The sequence below is a fragment of the Pseudotamlana agarivorans genome (assembly GCF_018860245.1).
Classification (GTDB): Bacteria; Bacteroidota; Bacteroidia; order Flavobacteriales; family Flavobacteriaceae; genus Pseudotamlana; species Pseudotamlana agarivorans_A.
Genome location: NZ_JAHKPD010000023.1, coordinates 12982 through 30918, shown reverse-complemented (window position 1 = coordinate 30918; position 17937 = coordinate 12982). Strand labels below are relative to the sequence as shown.

Annotated in this window: 16 protein-coding genes; 12 read left to right on the top strand and 4 right to left on the bottom strand. The window is 34.3% G+C overall.

The window, feature by feature from the left end; genetic code table 11:
- The first annotated feature begins 40 nt into the window (after positions 1–40).
- The gene (locus KO493_RS14350; protein WP_216068676.1) at positions 41–544 is read left to right on the top strand and encodes a GTP-binding protein; all 504 of its coding nucleotides are present in this window, start codon (positions 41–43) and stop codon (positions 542–544) included.
- Positions 545–673: 129 nt separating this feature from the next.
- Here the strand turns inward: KO493_RS14350 and era are convergent, their stop codons facing one another.
- From era to KO493_RS14335, 3 genes are all read right to left on the bottom strand, one after another.
- The gene (gene era / locus KO493_RS14345; protein WP_216068675.1) at positions 674–1555 is read right to left on the bottom strand and encodes a GTPase Era; all 882 of its coding nucleotides are present in this window, start codon (positions 1553–1555) and stop codon (positions 674–676) included.
- A 127-nt stretch (positions 1556–1682) separates the two neighbouring features.
- On the bottom strand, positions 1683–2375 hold the full coding sequence (locus tag KO493_RS14340; protein WP_216068674.1) for an FKBP-type peptidyl-prolyl cis-trans isomerase: 693 nt from the start codon (positions 2373–2375) through the stop codon (positions 1683–1685).
- A 157-nt stretch (positions 2376–2532) separates the two neighbouring features.
- Positions 2533–3225, bottom strand: a complete 693-nt coding sequence (locus KO493_RS14335) for an FKBP-type peptidyl-prolyl cis-trans isomerase (RefSeq protein WP_354667441.1) — start codon at positions 3223–3225, stop codon at positions 2533–2535.
- 644 nt (positions 3226–3869) lie between these two features.
- On the opposite strand from KO493_RS14335, the gene KO493_RS14330 reads away from it, so the two are divergent.
- From KO493_RS14330 to KO493_RS14280, 11 genes are all read left to right on the top strand, one after another.
- The gene (locus tag KO493_RS14330) at positions 3870–4823 is read left to right on the top strand and encodes an alpha/beta hydrolase (protein ID WP_216068672.1); all 954 of its coding nucleotides are present in this window, start codon (positions 3870–3872) and stop codon (positions 4821–4823) included.
- A gap of 909 nt (positions 4824–5732) precedes the next feature.
- The gene (locus tag KO493_RS14325; protein ID WP_216068671.1) at positions 5733–6452 is read left to right on the top strand and encodes a DUF3575 domain-containing protein; all 720 of its coding nucleotides are present in this window, start codon (positions 5733–5735) and stop codon (positions 6450–6452) included.
- A 60-nt stretch (positions 6453–6512) separates the two neighbouring features.
- Positions 6513–7256, top strand: coding sequence for an outer membrane beta-barrel protein (locus KO493_RS14320; RefSeq protein WP_216068670.1), 744 nt, complete (start codon positions 6513–6515; stop codon positions 7254–7256).
- A gap of 18 nt (positions 7257–7274) precedes the next feature.
- The gene (locus tag KO493_RS14315) at positions 7275–7958 is read left to right on the top strand and encodes a hypothetical protein (RefSeq protein WP_216068669.1); all 684 of its coding nucleotides are present in this window, start codon (positions 7275–7277) and stop codon (positions 7956–7958) included.
- 189 nt (positions 7959–8147) lie between these two features.
- The gene (locus tag KO493_RS14310) at positions 8148–9203 is read left to right on the top strand and encodes an HAD family hydrolase (protein ID WP_216068668.1); all 1056 of its coding nucleotides are present in this window, start codon (positions 8148–8150) and stop codon (positions 9201–9203) included.
- 5 nt (positions 9204–9208) lie between these two features.
- Positions 9209–10177 (top strand): AAA family ATPase, encoded by a 969-nt coding sequence (locus KO493_RS14305; protein WP_216068667.1) that lies wholly within the window; start codon positions 9209–9211, stop codon positions 10175–10177.
- Between the two features lie 11 nt (positions 10178–10188).
- On the top strand, positions 10189–11127 hold the full coding sequence (locus KO493_RS14300; RefSeq protein WP_216068666.1) for a DUF58 domain-containing protein: 939 nt from the start codon (positions 10189–10191) through the stop codon (positions 11125–11127).
- A complete protein-coding gene (locus KO493_RS14295) occupies positions 11128–11601 on the top strand; it encodes a DUF4381 domain-containing protein (protein ID WP_216068665.1) in 474 nt (157 codons plus the stop codon).
- The gene (locus KO493_RS14290; RefSeq protein ID WP_216068664.1) at positions 11594–12586 is read left to right on the top strand and encodes a VWA domain-containing protein; all 993 of its coding nucleotides are present in this window, start codon (positions 11594–11596) and stop codon (positions 12584–12586) included. Before KO493_RS14295 ends, KO493_RS14290 begins: the two co-directional genes overlap by 8 nt.
- On the top strand, positions 12586–14289 hold the full coding sequence (locus KO493_RS14285; RefSeq protein ID WP_216068663.1) for a VWA domain-containing protein: 1704 nt from the start codon (positions 12586–12588) through the stop codon (positions 14287–14289). Before KO493_RS14290 ends, KO493_RS14285 begins: the two co-directional genes overlap by 1 nt.
- On the top strand, positions 14283–15632 hold the full coding sequence (locus KO493_RS14280) for a BatD family protein (RefSeq protein ID WP_216068662.1): 1350 nt from the start codon (positions 14283–14285) through the stop codon (positions 15630–15632). The genes KO493_RS14285 and KO493_RS14280 overlap by 7 nt, the downstream gene beginning before the upstream one ends.
- Here KO493_RS14280 and KO493_RS14275 read toward each other — a convergent pair.
- Positions 15616–17796: a tetratricopeptide repeat protein gene (locus KO493_RS14275; RefSeq protein WP_216068661.1), complete on the bottom strand. Its 2181-nt coding sequence runs from the start codon at positions 17794–17796 to the stop codon at positions 15616–15618. The two genes, KO493_RS14280 and KO493_RS14275, sit on opposite strands and share 17 nt — an antisense overlap.
- Positions 17797–17937 lie beyond the last annotated feature (141 nt).

The following is a 17937-nucleotide window of genomic DNA, read 5'->3' as shown; positions in this document are numbered from 1 at the left end:
AAAAAAAATAGTATTTTACTCCTTCCTAAACACAGCATATATGGAATTATCCAATGACATTGTTTTGCGCCCGAGATTTAAAATTGAATTGCCTCAATACAACGAAGCTATTTTAAGTGATTTTAAAAACGCAAAAACGATGCAATCGGACTTTAAAGTTTCAGTGATAGATGACCATGTGTTTATTAAATTTCCGAAGGAAAAACAAACCTATTGGTCGCCTCAATTGCATCTAGAAATAAATGCGATTGACGATAATAACAGTTTGATTTATGGCCTATTTGGCCCAAACCCCACGGTATGGACGCTATTTATGTTTTTGCATTTTTTAGTTGCTGGATTCTTTTTAGGGTTTAGCATTTGGGCGTATACCAATTGGTCCCTTGAGCAGGATTATGCTATTCAATTTAGTGTCCTGCTTTTAATGGTAATTATTTGGATTGCGCTGTACTTTGCAGGAAGCATTGGAAAAGCCTCAAGTATAAAAGAAATGCATTTGCTAAATGATTTTATGTATAGTGTACTAAAAAAAGAAAAGCCTTAATTGCAGGAACAACCAAAGCTTTTTAACCAACTAACTCAAAACTCTATTAACCAAATAGAACTCTAGTGCAAATATGGCACTACAACATTACTTAAGTGTTACCTAAACAATAAGTTAGTATTTAATTTTCTAATTATTATAACCAAAACGTTTTAATTGGTTGGCATTACTACGCCAGTTTTTATTAACCTTAACGTATAATTCTATATGAATTTGTTTACCGAAAAAAGTCTCTAAATCCTTTCTAGCTTCCACACCAACGCGTTTTAAAGCGCTTCCTTTATGCCCAATAATGATTCCTTTTTGAGTTTCGCGTTCTACCATAATAACCGATCGCACGCGAATAATATTTTCTTCTTCAAAAAACTCTTCGGTATCAACCTCAACAGCATAAGGAATTTCCTTTTTGTAATGCATCAATATTTTTTCTCTGATCGTTTCATTTATAAAAAAACGCTCAGGCTTATCTGTTAATTGATCTTTCGGATAGAAAGGTGGCGACTCTGGAAGCAGGTCAATAATACGATTAAAAACTTCCTTGACATTGAAACCTTCCAAAGCAGAAATAGGATAAATCTCGGCATTAGGGACTTTAGTAGTCCACTCTTGAACTTGAGTTTCCAATTGTAATTGATCGGATTTGTCAATCTTATTCAATAATAATAAAACAGGAATTTTAGAGGCTTTAATTTTATTGAAAAAGGCTTCATCTTTTAAAGCTTGCTCTCCTATTTCAACCATATAGATTAGTACATCGGCATCTTCAAAGGCAGACTTAACAAAGCCCATCATAGATTCTTGCAACTCATAAGCTGGTTTGATAATTCCTGGTGTATCACTTAAAACCATCTGAAAATCGTCGCCATTTACAATACCTAAAATACGGTGCCTGGTAGTTTGTGCTTTTGAGGTAATAATAGATAATTTTTCCCCTACAAAGGCATTCATTAAGGTTGATTTACCAACATTCGGATTCCCGATAATATTTACAAAACCTGCTTTATGGTTCATAAGACTCTGTTTTTTTTTGTGCTGCAAAGTTACAACTTGCACGGCGTATTCCTTGTAAAATATGGAAACAAAAAAAACAGGACGGGAAACCTCCTGTTTTTTTCATTTACAATGATGTAAAATTATGTTATTTTACTGCTAACAATTCTACGTCGAATATTAATGTTTCATATGGCTTAATTGGTCCTCCTGGTCTTGGGTTTGCGCCATACGCTAAATCTTGAGGAATAAAAAACCTGTATTTTGCTCCTTCTGGCATTAATTGCAAACCTTCTGTCCACCCTTTAATTACCTGAGAGACCACAAACTCTATAGGCGCGCCTCTATCTACCGAACTATCAAATACGGTTCCATCAATTAAGGTACCGTGATAATGTACTTTTACCTTAGATTCCTTAACAGGTTTCACCCCGGTTCCTTCTTTTAAAACAAGGTATTGCAAACCGCTTTCGGTGGTTTTAACACCTTTTTTTATCTTATTTTTTTCTAAAAAAGCAATCCCTAACTCATTATTTTTTTTAGCGGCCTCATCAAGCTTTGCTGTTTCATTTTTTTTCTTCCTTTGAAAATAGCTTTTAATAATATTGACACCTTCTTCATCTGTGAATTTCACATGTGTTGAATCCATAACATTCAAAAAGCCTTGAATAAATAAATCGTTGTTAAATGCATCAAAACTAGTCTTTACATTTTTGGCGATATCCATTCCAATCGCATAGCTCACAGAATCAATTTCAGTTTGAACTTTATTTTGTGCCACCATCCTTGGGTTAAAAATCGTGAAAACCACAAGGACAAATACTGTATTTAAAAATTTCATAATATTATTATTGAGATGTACGGGCAAATGTAAAGAACCATTTAGATCCTATAAAATAGATTAGCCCCATTATAATGTATTCTTTATAAAACAATAGCCATAAAAAAACAGGAAGCGAGGCTTCCTGTTTTTTTTATATTGAATAGGTAAAGGTAAATTACTTTACTTCTAATAACTCTACGTCAAAAATTAAAGTTGCATAAGGCTTAATTGGCCCTCCTGGTCTTGGGTTTGCACCGTATGCTAATTCTTGCGGAATAAAGAATTTATATTTAGCCCCTTCAGACATTAATTGTAAACCTTCTGTCCATCCTTTAATAACTTGTGTTACTCCAAATTCAGCAGGTTCTCCTCTATCAACAGAACTATCAAATACAGTTCCATCAATTAAAGTTCCGTGGTAATGAACTTTCACTTTAGATGAAGACGTTGGTTTAGCACCAGTCCCTTCTTTTAAAACAATATATTGTAAACCACTTGCCGTTGTTTTCACACCATCTTTCCCCTTATTTTCTTCTAAGAAAGCAATACCTTCTTCTTTATTTTTCTCTCCATCTTCAGCACGTTTTGCGGCTTCTTCTTGTTGCTTCTTTTGGAAGTAAGTTCTAACAACTGTTTGCGCAGTTGTTTCATCTAACAAAATATCTGTAGAATCTAAAACATTCATAAAACCTTGAATGAATAGTTCATCATCAAAATCATCAAAACTCGCTTTCACATTTTTTGCAACATCCATACCTATGGCATAACTTACAGAATCTAATTCAGTTTTTACTGGTTTTTTAGAAACAGCTGTTTGATTACAAGATGCAACTAGTAAAACTAAAGTTACTAGACTTAAAAATTTCATTATTTTCATTTTAAACTTTTTTGTTATTTGAAGCCAAATGTAACAAAATTATGGAGACTAAAAAAAAGAAAATAATAAGGAGGAAAATAGCTTTTAAATATTTCAAATTAGACATAAAAAAACTGTTCATCTTTATGAAAAAGATGAACAGTTTATATCTAACCAAACATTTTATATGAAAAACGAACCACTGTTTTACATTAACACTGCAAAGATGTATAAAATGAGTACTGTATTATATGACAAATGTCATAACCCCTTGAAAACACTGTTAAAACCAAGTTAAAAAAATTAATATGTTTTTGGGTATACCATTATAATTATGCTAAAAATTAATTCCCGACATAAATACACCTCCAAAAAACAAAATGATTTTATCTATAAAAACCCTTCCAGGTGCTTTATGTAAAATTTTGTGTGAAAGCCTGAATTTTACGGTGTTAAAATTTAACATAACATTAGGAGTTTTAGTGAAATAATGTATATTTCAGGCAAAAAAAAATTCTTAACCTTTCTCAAAAGATAAGCTGCGATTTATCTTACAAGGTTAAACCCCAAATCAATCAATCGAAGTATTTAAACAATTCAGGATCCTTCTGCTATAGGCCTTGAAATGAATAAGACCTTCAGCTAAATTTGACGCCATGAATACATTTTCTAAAATTAGTTGCCTACTATTTTATTTATCATGCTTTACCCTAAGTTGGTCACAAAGCCAAACAACGGAAAACCCCTATAATATTGTAGATATTTACAATGCCACAAAACAGAACTATGAGGTTGCCTCAATGATTACACCATTAAGCACCGAAGAAATTAAGTACGACGAGAATATTGTATATAAGAAAACAAACCAGAGGAAATTAGAATTAGATGTTTATTCACCATCAAAGAAATCTAAAAAACTAAAACCTGCCGTAATCCTAATTCATGGAGGTGGCTGGCTTATGGGCCAAAAAGAAAACCAACGTATTATGGCCCAACACCTCGCTATGAAGGGGTATATAGGTGTTTCTGTGTCTTATAGACTTAGCCTAGAAGCACCATACCCAGCTGCCGTTTTCGACATTAAAGATGCGATTAAATGGGTTAGAAAAAACGCGAAAAAATATAAAATAAATCCGGAGAAAATAGCTGTCTTAGGTGCCGATTCTGGCGGGCTTTTAGCAACGTTAGCAGGAACAACTTCTAACCTAGAAATTTTTAGCACCAAAGAAGAAGTATCAGATGAAATTCAAGCCGTTATTAATTTGGATGGTATGGTATCCTTAGTGCACCGTGACTCCCCTGAAAAAAACAGCATGGCTAGCATTTGGTTAAACGGATCTCGAGAAAAAAACGAAAAAGCTTGGAAAGATGCATCTCCCTTGCAATATGTAGGTGAAAATAGTCCGCCAATGTTATTTATTAATAGTATGAATTCGGAATCCCATGCTGGAAAAAATGATATGACTAGCCTTTTAAAAATATTTAACACATACACAGAAACACGCACGATACCAAATACGCCACCAGCGTTTTGGTTGATGGACCCTTGGTTTGATATGACGCTTAATTATAGTATAAATTTTTTGAACAGAGTTTTTGAGCAATCTTAATAGCTCGTTCTTTTAAAGCGCTAAAACCTTGTAAAACCTAAACACCTATTAACTTAGGTTAGAATTTAAACAAAAAAAAAACTGTTCAACTTTTATGAAGAAGTTGAACAGTTTTAAACTAACCAAACATTTTATATGAAAAACGAACCACCATTTTACATTAACACTGCAAAGTTGCGTTATATGGAAGGCTAATTATATGACAAATGTCATAAACCCCTGTTAATGTTGTTAAAAATGCGTTAAATGATCATTAAAACCGCCATGACTAGCGCATAGCTTAACATCTATTATGATATAGAGATTCTAAGATGCTACCATAGAAGGACATAAAAATTTTATAGTAAGGAGTTTTCTATATTTTAGACCCAGAATACACGAATTTTTACGACTGAAGGTTGAACTCCTAAATCGGTTTTAATAGGTAAAATTCGTGTCATCACTTTTTACTGTATGATACTCTAAGCTTTAACACTTCGAAATACGATCTCAAAAAAAAACTGTTCACCCCCTAAGGACTGAACAGTTTAAACTAACCAAACATTTTATATGAAAAACGAACCACCATTTTACATTAATACTGCAAAGTTGCGTTAAATGGAAGGTTGATTCTATGATAAATGTCATGAACCCCCGTTAATGCTGTTAAAAATACGTTAAAACACAAAACAAGTACACGCTAAATAACCTTGAAAATATTGAAACCTTGACTCATTTTACACCTCAATGCTTAATTAATACCTAAACACAAACTATAATGCAGGTACTAACCAAAAATAGGATGTTGCCAACACCTTTTTTATTTCAAAATCTACCGTAAAAAGTCGCTTTCAATGAAATAGCATAATAAAATTAAATATTCAAAATTTAATAATGTATCTTTAGTTTTTCATACTAAACCTTAAACCAATGAGACATGCCATTGCACTTTTAGTATTTAGTTTTATTACTTTAGGTATATATTCTCAAGACAATAGGTCAAATCATAAAAATGAAATAGGATTTGTAGTCACAGATTTAATTGATGGCGCGATACAATTTAGATATGAACGCTTAGTTAGCAAACATTTTTCGGTTAACCTGGGTATAGGATACAAAGGTGAAGAGGGTATTGTTAATCTTTCAGGATTAGACACTGAAAAAATAAAAACCAGCAACATTACTTATTCTGGAATTAAAGTAACACCTGATATACGCTACTATTTAAATAACGTTCAACAAACCGGCATGAATGGTTTTTATATGGGAGCTTATGTCAAATACTCTGGTTTCAAATCCGACTTAAGTGGTCAGTACATAAATGATACAGGAATCACCTATGATTTAGAATTTGACTCAAAAATAAACGTAACCTCGATTGGTTTTATGGTTGGTTACAAACTCCCAATTACAAAAAGATTTGCTCTGGACTTTTTGATCGCAGGACCTGGATCTGGTTTTTATAACTTCACGATAGAAAACAAAAAAGATCTTCCAGATGAGTTTTACGATGACCTTAACGAGGCGCTAGAAGAGTATAGCCTTTTCGACTTATTAGATGGTGATTTTAGGTTTAGTCAAATTAAAAGAAAATCAGATTTAAAATTATTTTCTTTTAGATATGGTATAACAGCAACCTATTCATTTTAACACATTACTAATACTTTTTTAAGAGAAAAACTCATAGAATATATCACATAATTACCTACCATGAAAAAAACATTATTATTAGGTCTCACATTTTTTATAATAACAACCAACAGTCAAGGGCAAGCCGCTTTATTCGCGTTACTTTTTGGAGATCAAGTTGCTTCTGAAAATTTTAATATAAGTTTAGAGGCTGGTGGAACATTTATGGGATACACCAATTTAGAAGATTCCAAAAGATCAAAAATGGGTATTAATTTTGGTATCGGAGGTAATATTAAACTAAACGAAAACTGGTTTATTTGTCCGAATATATATTTACTAGCTAAACGCAATTTATTTCTTAATAATTTTTCACTTGATAGTGGCAACTCCATTCTGGATGCCAATTTCATAGATGTCCCCACTAAAATTTCATTAAATTATATAGATGTGCCGGTATTCTTATCTTATCAAACCAACAACAAAAAATACCGCTTTAGCTTAGCACCACAAGTGTCATTTCTTCAAAAATCCAGAGGAGAATTTCAAAGACCAGAAGGCCATTTTATTCAGAATTTCGATGGTTATACTAGAGATGTTGATTATGGTATGATGGTCGATTTCGCATACGTTTTAGGTAAAGCTCACAAAGGTAAGGGCATTCACATACACCTAAGATACTATTATGGATTTACAGATATTCTAAAAGACCAAATTAGTAATGCAGATAACCGTTCTAATTATTTATCTTTACACCTTAGTTTGCCTTTTATAACAGATGAATTGGCAGAAAAAAACTTAGAATCTTATTCAAAACAACCATAAAAACCCTTATTTATCCTAATGAAAAAAATCAATACGCTAATAATAATCTTGGTTACCGTTTTTGCATTACAATCATGTAAAACAGCTAAAGTTGTAAATTCATGGAAAGCAGAAGATGCTATTGTAGATCTTTTTAAAACTAAAAATGTACTAGTTATAGCTAGAACAGCTAATACCCAAGGGCGTATTGCTTTTGAAGTAGAAATAGCCGAAGCTCTAAGAGCGAATGGCATTAAAGCCACCGAAAGCTATACTAGAGCGCCTAAAATCCATACTGAAGTTGAAATGAGCGAAGAACGCGTTGCTTTCATTAAAAGCTTATTAGATAGCGAAGGCTATAATGCCATTGTTATTACAGTAATAAAAGATAAAAAACAAACCATTACAGAGTCTTCAAATGGTGTATACATGGGAATGGGTATGGGATTCGGATATCCTGGTTATTATGGTGGTTTTTATGACTATTACAGGGCGCCATACGCTTACGGTGGATACTACGGTTCCTTTGGTGGTTATATTCCAATGTCTACCTCTACATCGGTTAGCACAGATTATGTATTAGAAACTGTAGCTTATAATTTAGATGAGCCCGCAGACAAACAACTTGTTGCAGTTGTAACAACAAGTTTAGGTGATCCTAATGACGCACATGACGCCGCTAAAAAGTTAATTCCAAAAATCATGAATAGCTTGCAAAACTAAAAGCTTTCCTTTTAATATATTTAAAAAAAAATCCTTTGAATACTTATAAGTCTTCAAAGGATTTTTTTTATACCTCCTCCAGAGATTACCCAAACTAAAATCAATAACAAAGTCGTTTTTTTCACAACTTGCAACATTAACAAAAACTAAAATTTTATGTACATTTAAGCTTTAAACTTATTCCTCGATATGAAAACAAAAAAAAAAATTAAATTACTGCTACTTACACTTTTAATTGTCACTCTTTCTAGTTGTAATTCAAAAAAAGAAGACTCTAATAACATTCAAACCGAAACGCCAATAGAAGCTAAAGACCCGCTTCCTTCATGGGAGGAAGGTAAAACTAAAGAATCCATAAAATCTTATGTAGTGGATGTGACTACAGAAGGCAGTCCAAATTTTATTCCAATTACAGACCGAATTGCTACTTTTGATAACGACGGGAATTTATGGAGTGAGCAACCCGCTTATTTTCAACTATTCTTCGCTATTTCTCGCATAAAGGCTTTAGCTCCTGAACATCCAGAGTGGAAAAACAAACAACCTTATAAAGCAGTTCTTGAAAATGACATGAAATCATTAATGGCTTCTGGTGAAAAAGGTCTGATTGAAATTGTAATGACAACACATGCCGGAATGACTGTTGAAGCATTTGAAAAAATTGTAAAAGATTGGTTGGCCAAGGCAAAACATCCGCGTTTTGGCAAACCTTATAACGAGCTCATATATCAACCTATGCTAGAGCTTTTAAACTATTTACGAGCTAACGATTTTAAAACTTATATTGTTTCTGGAGGTGGTATAGAGTTTATGCGCCCTTGGGTTGAAGAAGCTTATGGTATTCCAAAAGACCAAGTGGTTGGAAGTAGTATAAAAACTGAATTTTCCCTAGAGAACGGTCAAGCGCAAATAAAAAGGTTACCAGCGATTGATTTTATAGACGACAAAGCTGGTAAGCCTATAGGAATCAATAAATTTATCGGAAAAAAACCAGTATTTACATCTGGTAATTCAGATGGCGATTTGCAAATGATGCAATATGGAGACTCCAATAAACACAAGTCTTTTCAACTTTATTTACATCATACTGACGCCGAAAGAGAATGGGCCTATGATAGGGATTCTCACATAGGGCAACTCAATAAAGGATTAGATTACGCCATTGAAAACGGTTGGACGATTACAGATATGAAAAAAGACTGGAAAGTTATTTACCCGTTTCAACTGAACGAAGCTAAAAACTAAACATTATGACACCATTTGAATCCGTTTCGGCTTTAAAAGCGCAAATGTCGAAATCCATAATCGGACAAGAAAAACTGATAGACACTATCGTGCTTGTTTTACTTGCTGATGGCAATATGTTACTTGAAGGCTTGCCAGGATTGGCAAAAACAAGAGCGATAAATGCCTTATCTAAAAACTTAGATTGTGGCCTAAGTCGTATACAATTTACACCAGACTTATTACCCTCGGATATTACAGGGACCGAAATTTACTTACCCAATGAAACCGAGAAATTCATGTTTCAACAAGGACCAATCTTCAGCAACCTCATCCTAGCCGATGAAATAAATAGAGCGCCAGCGAAAGTACAATCAGCATTACTGGAAGCCATGGAAGAACGCCAAGTTACCGTTTCCGGTAAAACCTATAAAATGGAATACTTATTTATGGTCATGGCGACTCAAAACCCTATTGAACAAGAAGGGACCTATCCGCTACCCGAAGCTCAAATGGATCGTTTTTTAGTACATACTATTATAGGTTATCCTGATGATGACGCCGAACTAGAAATCATGCGCCTAAATAAAAGAGAAGCAGCTCCAGATACAGCTAAAGAAATTTTAAAAACCATTCCGCAGCAAGCCATATTTGATGCTAGAAAAGAAATTTCGAAAATCAAAGTTTCCGAAGACATGGAAAAATATATGGTGAGCCTAATTTCTGCCAGTCGTTACCCTGAAAAATATGATGCCGAGCTCGATAAACTTATAGATTTTGGTGCAAGTCCTAGAGGAACCATCGCTTTAGATCGTTGCAGCCGCGTCCATGCTTGGATGCAAGGTCGTGATTTTGTAACTCCAGAAGATATTCATGGGGTTATAAAAGATGTTTTACGTCACCGTATCGCGATAAGCTACAAAGGAAGAGCTGAAGGTACAACACCCGATCAAATTATAGATAAACTTATTGAAGTTGTGGCTGTAGTGGCTTAAATCCTTTTCCTATGAAATCTCCCAAGCCTATTAAAAACACGAATATATTTCTTACTCTTGAACATCTTTTGAAGTTCGAGTTAATAAGTTCTATCGTTAATTTTGGCTCTGGAAAACAAAAATCGAATAGTGTATTATCTGGTCGTTACGCCTCCAAGCTACGAGGTCGTGGGTTAGATTTTGAAGAGTCTCGCCCATATGTTTTAGGTGATGATATTAGAAAAATTGACTGGAAGGTTACTGCAAAAACAGGCGGTACACACACTAAAATATTCACCGAAGAAAAAGAAAAACCAGCCTTTATTTATGTAGATCAAACTGCTAGTATGGGATTTGGTTCTCAGAAAAAAACAAAATCGGTTGTTGCCGGAGAGCTCGCCTCTATTCTAGCCCATAAAATAAAAAAAGGTGGCGATCGTGTTGGAGGCATGGTAAATTCTGGAAAAACTTACGAGGTGGTTACACCTAAAAGAGATCCAAGAAATATTATTTATTTTCTACAGAAAATAATTGAAGCCAATCAAAAGATTTACACACCAGAACCTTTCGAATTTGAAGAATCTTTAACTGAAATCATTACAAAAATCAACAATATTGTAACCCATGATTACGTGGTTTTCATTATTAGTGATTTCCGAAGATATAGTGCTTCTGTTGTACAATATTTAAGTCAGCTAGCGCTGCATAATGATTTGGTGCTTATTAAGGTCTATGATGACATGGAAGAACAATTTCCTGATGAAAAATTCACCATAACCAATACAACACATCAAATTAACCTTAACGGAAAAAATAAAAAACTGAATAAGGAACTTAAGGATACGTTTAAAACGGATTATAAAAATTTTAAAGCTGAATTGGAAAAATACCAAATCAATATTTTTAAAGTCAACACCACAGACCCGGTTGAAGATCAACTTATAGACGTGTTTAGTAATTATAATAGATAAATGCTGCAAGACAAAAACATAGAACTAAGTCCGATTATGGAGCCCGCTCCTATTCCATTTACCATGGATACCTTGGGTTGGAAAATTGTGTTTTCCCTCCTATTTATCCTCATTTCATATATCGCCTATAAGTTATATATAAAATATAAGCATAACGCCTACCGTCGAGACGCTGTTTCTCAAATTATGGTATTAAAAACCCAAGATAAAGAAACTACAAGTTCGCTAATCTCACAAGTCATGTTTTTAATTAAACAAACCGCATTGCAAACTTATAATAGAAAAGAAGTCGCTGCTTTGCAAGGAGAAAACTGGCTAGCCTTTTTAGATAAAAAATTACATAAACCCTACTATTTAAAACATCAAGAAGTTATTGCTTCTGCCATTTATAAAAATGAATTTAATAATACCGGTTCATTCAATTTTAATGAATTTGCCGAAACGAGTATAACTTGGATTAAAAAACATGCCTGATAATTTTCAATTTGCATATCCATACATGGCCTTCTTGGTTGTACTACCATTTTTGGTGTATTGGCTTTTGCCTGCCATAAAAAACAGGAGCACTGCTTTAATTTATCCTTATTTTAAAGCAAGTTCGAAAGCATCCAAACAAAAACCTAAGAAAGCATCACACATAAAAAAACGGTCTTGGTTTGCTTCTTTTTTTATGTTCATTATTTGGCTTCTATTAATTATAGCAATGGCTTCACCAGAATTGGTGGGTAAACCTGAAAAAAAGATAAAAACCTCACGTAATTTTTTAATTTTAGCCGATTTGTCCTTCAGTATGGCAAATAAAGATTGGCATATTAACAACAAGCCCGTAACCCGCTGGGAAGCTGTTAAAAACATAATGCAAGACTTTATTGTGAAGCGTGAAAGCGATAAAATGGGGCTCATTTTTTTTGCAAGTAACGCCTATATTCAAGCACCATTCACCTCAGATTTACCTACCGTACAAACGATGCTTGACGAAGCAGATGTTGGCATGGCTGGACAAATGACCAACATAGGAAAAGCCATTGTAAAAGGTATGGATATGTTTGAACGCGATACCATACAAAATAAAGTCATGTTACTTTTAACCGATGGTGTTGATAGTGGCATGGACATCCTACCGCTTGATGGAGCAAACATGGCCAAAAAGGATTCTACCATCATTTACACCATTGGTATTGGAGATCCTGGCGATAGCGGGTCAGATTTAGATGAGCGTACATTAACAGAAATTTCAGAATTAACCAATGGAAAGTATTTTAGAGCGAAAGACACTAAAGAACTTGAAAAAATATACACCGAATTAGAAAAACTCGAACCTGTAGAATACGAAGAAGAAAGCTTCACACCAAAAACACTATTGTACTATTACCCTTTAGGGGCTGCTTTAGCTTTAGGTTTTGTCCTCGTTTTTATTAACAATTTAATTGTCATTTTTAAACGCCTTACAGCATCCTGATGTTAGAAAAACTCAAACATATCGATTGGGAAAAATTCCATTTTTTACGAACCGACTATTTGTGGTTTGGTGTAGGTGCTATCCTTATATTAGCCATCGGCTTTCTGTTTTATAAGGAAAATTATGCTTGGAAAAAACAAATTACCAAACACCTTAGGCCTTATGTGATTCAAAAAGGAAACTCGTGGAAAATGATTTTAATTCGCCTTTCAATCCTTATCATGTTTGCCATAGGTCTAGTTGCATTTTTAGGCCCTACTTGGAGCCAATTTAAAGCACCTGCGAAAAAAGTAACATCACAATTTGCGATTGCTTTAGATATGTCTCAAAGTATGTTAACTACTGATGTTTCTCCTAACCGACTAGAGCGTGCGAAGTTCAAAATTCACGATTTACTAGACGCCAACCCAAAGGCAGCAACCAACCTAGTTTTATTTTCTGGTTCTACACACGTGGCTATTCCATTTACCACCGATTATAAAATTATTGGAGATCAATTGGATGGTTTACAACCTAGAATGATGCCGCAAAGTGGTACAGAATTTAGCTTATTATTTAAAAAATTAGACACGCTTTTCACCAATAATAAAGCTGAAGGCAAAATACTTTTAATCACCGACGATTTAGACAACTTATCTATTGAAATGGTGAGTTCCTTTTTACAACAAAACAATGTGAAATTATACCTCTACCCTTTTGCTACTCAAAGTGGCGGAACCATTCCTGTTCACAAACAAAAATCTGCACTCGACTTATCTAAACTTAATAGCCTTGACGAACTCGATCAAGTGGAAGTTTTAGAAATCACCTTAGATAACAGTGATGTTGAAGATTTAGCTAAAGCTATAAGCGCTCACATTGTATTTGAAGACAAAACAGATCAACAAGATGAAAACTGGGAAGACCAAGGCTACTGGCTCGTTTTTCCGCTCGCTTTCATTTTCCTTTTTAGCTTCCGTAAAGGTTGGGCTTTAAACCTCATCATTATCTTGCTTTGTTTTAGTTCATGCTCAGATGGAAATAAACCTAAAAAAGAAGATTTTAAGTTTAAGGATTTATGGTATACAAAAGAATACCAGGCACAACAAGAATACGATGCTAAAAATTACACCAAAGCTGCAGTAGCTTTTAAAGCCCCCATGCATAAAGGTGTAGCTTACTATAAAGCTGGCGATTATTTAAGTGCAGAAACTGCTTTTAAACAAGACAACACAGTTAGTAGCTTATATAATTTAGGTTTAACTTATGCAAAACTAGGACGTTTAGCAGAGTCTGAAGCTGTTTTTGAAAAGGTCCTTGAAAAAGACCCGTCGAATACAAACGCAAAGTCTAACCTAACCCATGTGAAGCAGGCCATAACCGAAATGGAAGCGTTAAAACCTGAAGACGTTAACGTGAACGACAAGCCAATTGCCAAAAACGAGCAAAATAAATCTCCTGAAGATTTAAGTGGTGGCGGGCAAAAGGCTACCAAAAAAGACATGCAGAAAAAAAGGCTTGAAGAAACGGCCGAAACAGGAAAACGCAAAGGTAAAGAGTTGGATGAACTTCCCGATAATTTCAAATCTGGCAAAGGTGAACTGCCTAAAAATATTTTGATGCGAAAAGTTGATGATGACCCAGCACTCTTTTTAAGTAAGAAGTTCCGTTATCAAATAAAAAAAGGCATGGTAGAAACTAAAAAAACAAACAACTCATGGTAAGGAAAGTCGGTTTACATATCGTTTTTTGTTTATTATCTGTAGCTTGTTTTAGCCAGAACATCATATGCTATGTCACTACAAACACCAATGAAGCTTATATTGGTGAACCCATTCATTTAACCGTTTCTGTTTATAGTGAAACTTGGTTTACCTCCGGAATTGACTTAGGTAACATTCAAATTGATGGCGCGCTAACCGTTTATTTTAGATCGGTAAGCAACTCCAGGTCTTTTAGCGGCAAAAAATATGCTGGGGTTAATTTTTATTACAACGTCTTCCCTACCAAACAGGGGGAAATTACCATTCCTAGCTTCTCCATACATGTAGAATCGCCAAAGCCTGGAGGCTATAAAGGCATTAAGCGGATCGCAAAAACTAAACCAAAAACATTACATGTTAATGATGTGCCTCTGGGCTACAGTTTAAACAACTGGTTGGTGTCAAATTCGCTAGGCGTAAGCCAAAAATGGTCCATCCCTGTGAAAAACATTAAAGTTGGTGATGTGGTACAACGCACCATTAGCCGATCGGCAAGTGGTACCGTTTCTGAATTTATTCCAGCTACGACATGGGACAGTATTCCTGGGGTTAGTATTTATCCAAAACGCCCATCGGTAAACACACATAAATCTAAAACAGCAGTTTCGGCTACACGCTCGGAAACGGTTAATTATCTTTTTGAAAAAGAGGGTGATGTTACGATTCCATCCATAGAATATGTGTATTGGAACCCAAGCAGCAAGCGATTTTATAGAAAGCAATTGGATTCAATTATGGTTTCAGTAAAACCAAATGCCGATTTAAACATGCTGGCAAGTATAAAAAAATCTTTGCAGGAGGAAGTTATTGAAGAAACTGAAGCGGAAGACAAACCATTTTTAATTCTTGGCTTAACCCCTAAGGTGTTTGTTGAATACCTGATCTCAGGGCTACTTTTACTCTTTGTGCTTTTCAAATTAACAAAATACACTTTAGCTGTTTATCGTCGTAAACATACGGTCTATTTAAAATCTGAACCATATGCGTTCAGCCAAGTAAAAAAAGCATTGAGACATAATAACTATTACGCCTTTATTTCAACAAGTCATGTTTGGATTAAAAAACTCGATTCCAATTTTGAATCGCTTCAAGACTTAACGCAACACCCAGCTTTTAAAAAAACAAAGGAAACCATTCGTGAAATCAATAATAAAACCTTTAATGATCAGGCCACACATTTAAATTACAGCCAATTAAAACAGCATTTAATTTCCGATAGAATAGCCTTTTTAAAGTATCAAAAAACAAAGGTAAACACTGCTACGAAAAACAAAAAATGGTTAAACCCTACTGCTGCTGATTAGCCTGCAGTTTAGACATGATACGCTGTGCTTTGTCAGCCTCACCCGTTTTCTGATAAATTAAAGCCAGTAAATATTCATAATTAGGATTTCCTGGCTCCACTTTTAACGCGGCATTAATGTATTGCCTTGCAGAAGCTAAATCTTTATCATCTTGATAATAGTAAGTCGATAAATTGTACATAGACCTAGCATCTTTAGGATCTAATTTAATCGCCGTTTTTAACTCAGAAATAGCTTCTTCATTTTTAGATATTTCAAAAAACAACAGCGCTTTTAAGTAATGTACTCTGCTTGTCTTCGGCTCTATTTTGCTCCAGGTCTCTAAAGTATTTAAGGCTTTATCATAATCTTTCACTAAGGAATATGCTGTCGCTAAATTTGAGTATACAGGCGTGAATAAACTATCTTTTTTCAAAGCCATGTTATAATGTTCAATGGCGTTAGAATAATCATTCTTCTGCATATAATAATCACCCAACTGCATGCGACCGTTAGAAAAATCAGCACTACTAGATAACATGATTTTGTATTCTTCTTTTGCTTTGTTTAATCCTTTTTGATCAACTTGGGCTAAACTTTGATCATCAATATCATTTAATAGTTGAGCCACTCCTATACGTACTAATTTAGAGGGATCATGAAGCATTTTACTAGCGATTTCAATTCGCATTTCCGGTGATAATGGTCTAAATTTTTGCACCGCACTATAACGTACTAACGGAAACTCATCATCTAGTGCTGTATAAAAGGCGTTGTATTGCGATTGTGCTATAAATGGCAGATTGTCAATCACAGTAGCTCTTGCAATTTCAGGATAGGATAAGTCATTAATAAAAGATTCTAGTTTAGCAGTTTCTGAGGCAGTAATACCATTTTCAGTACTCAACAATAACGCATCGGAGAAGTGATCTAATCGCTCTTCTCCATACCATTCTACAATTTGGCTAGCTGCCCATGCATCAGTTTGCTCGGTATGACAGCCTGTACAAGCATTAGGTGTACCATGTTCAACCGATTGGTCTGGACGTGGCACTCGAAAACTATGATCTCTTCTAAAATCATTTCCCATATACAACTTACCTGTCATGTGGCAGTTAATACATTGAGCTGATTGCGTACCCTTCTTGTGGTAATGATGTTTTTCTGTATCGTATTTGGCTGGAACATGGCACTGCAAACACAATTGGTTTCCGTCAAATTTCAATTCCATAGAATGAGGATCATGGCAATCTGTACATTTTACACCATTCATATACATTTTACTTTGAAGAAAAGACGCGTACACATAATCTTCATCATCTATTTGACCATCACCATGATAAAAATTAGTAGACAATTTTTGAATTAAATATTGATCTTCGAAAGGAATACCAGGTACTAAATCGGGTGTTAACTTAGCTCGCCTGGCATGGCAAGGTGCACAAAGCATTAACTGCTCTTCTTGAGTTTTACCTTTTATAATCTGATCTGGATAATCACCACTTTTATCTGACGCCCATTTCACGTGGTTGCTTCCTGGTCCGTGACAACTTTCGCAAGTGACATTAATTTCATCATAAGTGGTATGAAATGCATCTGTATCTGCGTTGTAATTCTTCTGTAAATTTGTTGAATGACATTCCGCACACATCGTGTTCCAATTCTGTGCGCCCTGTGTCCAGTGCAACCAATCGTTCGAAACAATAGTGTCTCCAGGATATTGATGATACCATTTATTTTCAACAGAATCCCATGTAACGCGTAACACTTGTTTTCTGCCATTATCAAAATCAACTAAATATTGCTGTAAAGGCGTAAAACCAAAAGCATAACTTATTTCATATTCTTTTTCAGATTTGTCAATTTCTGTTACATGGACTAAAAATTTATTTTCTCCCTTAAAAAAATGATATGAAACCCCGTCAATTTTCACTTTTTTATCATTAAAATCACCTAAAACAGATGAATCATTAGCAACTTGCATAGCTAAATCATGATGTGAACCTTGCCATTTTTTATATGCATTATTATGACACTCAACACATGTTTTAGATCCAATGTATGAAGCTTCATTACTATGCACATATTGTTTTTCATTAATTTTATCTTTATACTTATCTTCCTTACATGAGAAAAAAACAACTAATAAAATGACGAAACTCCCAAAAAATTTAAAACGACTCATAAGCTAGTATAATTGACAACAAACTTAATTAAAACGAACCAAATGCGATTCTGTTTTTGAATAATTTCGGTTAAAAATCAAACATATTTTATATTATTATTAAATTGCGACAACTTCAAAACCTAATAAACAAAATATGGT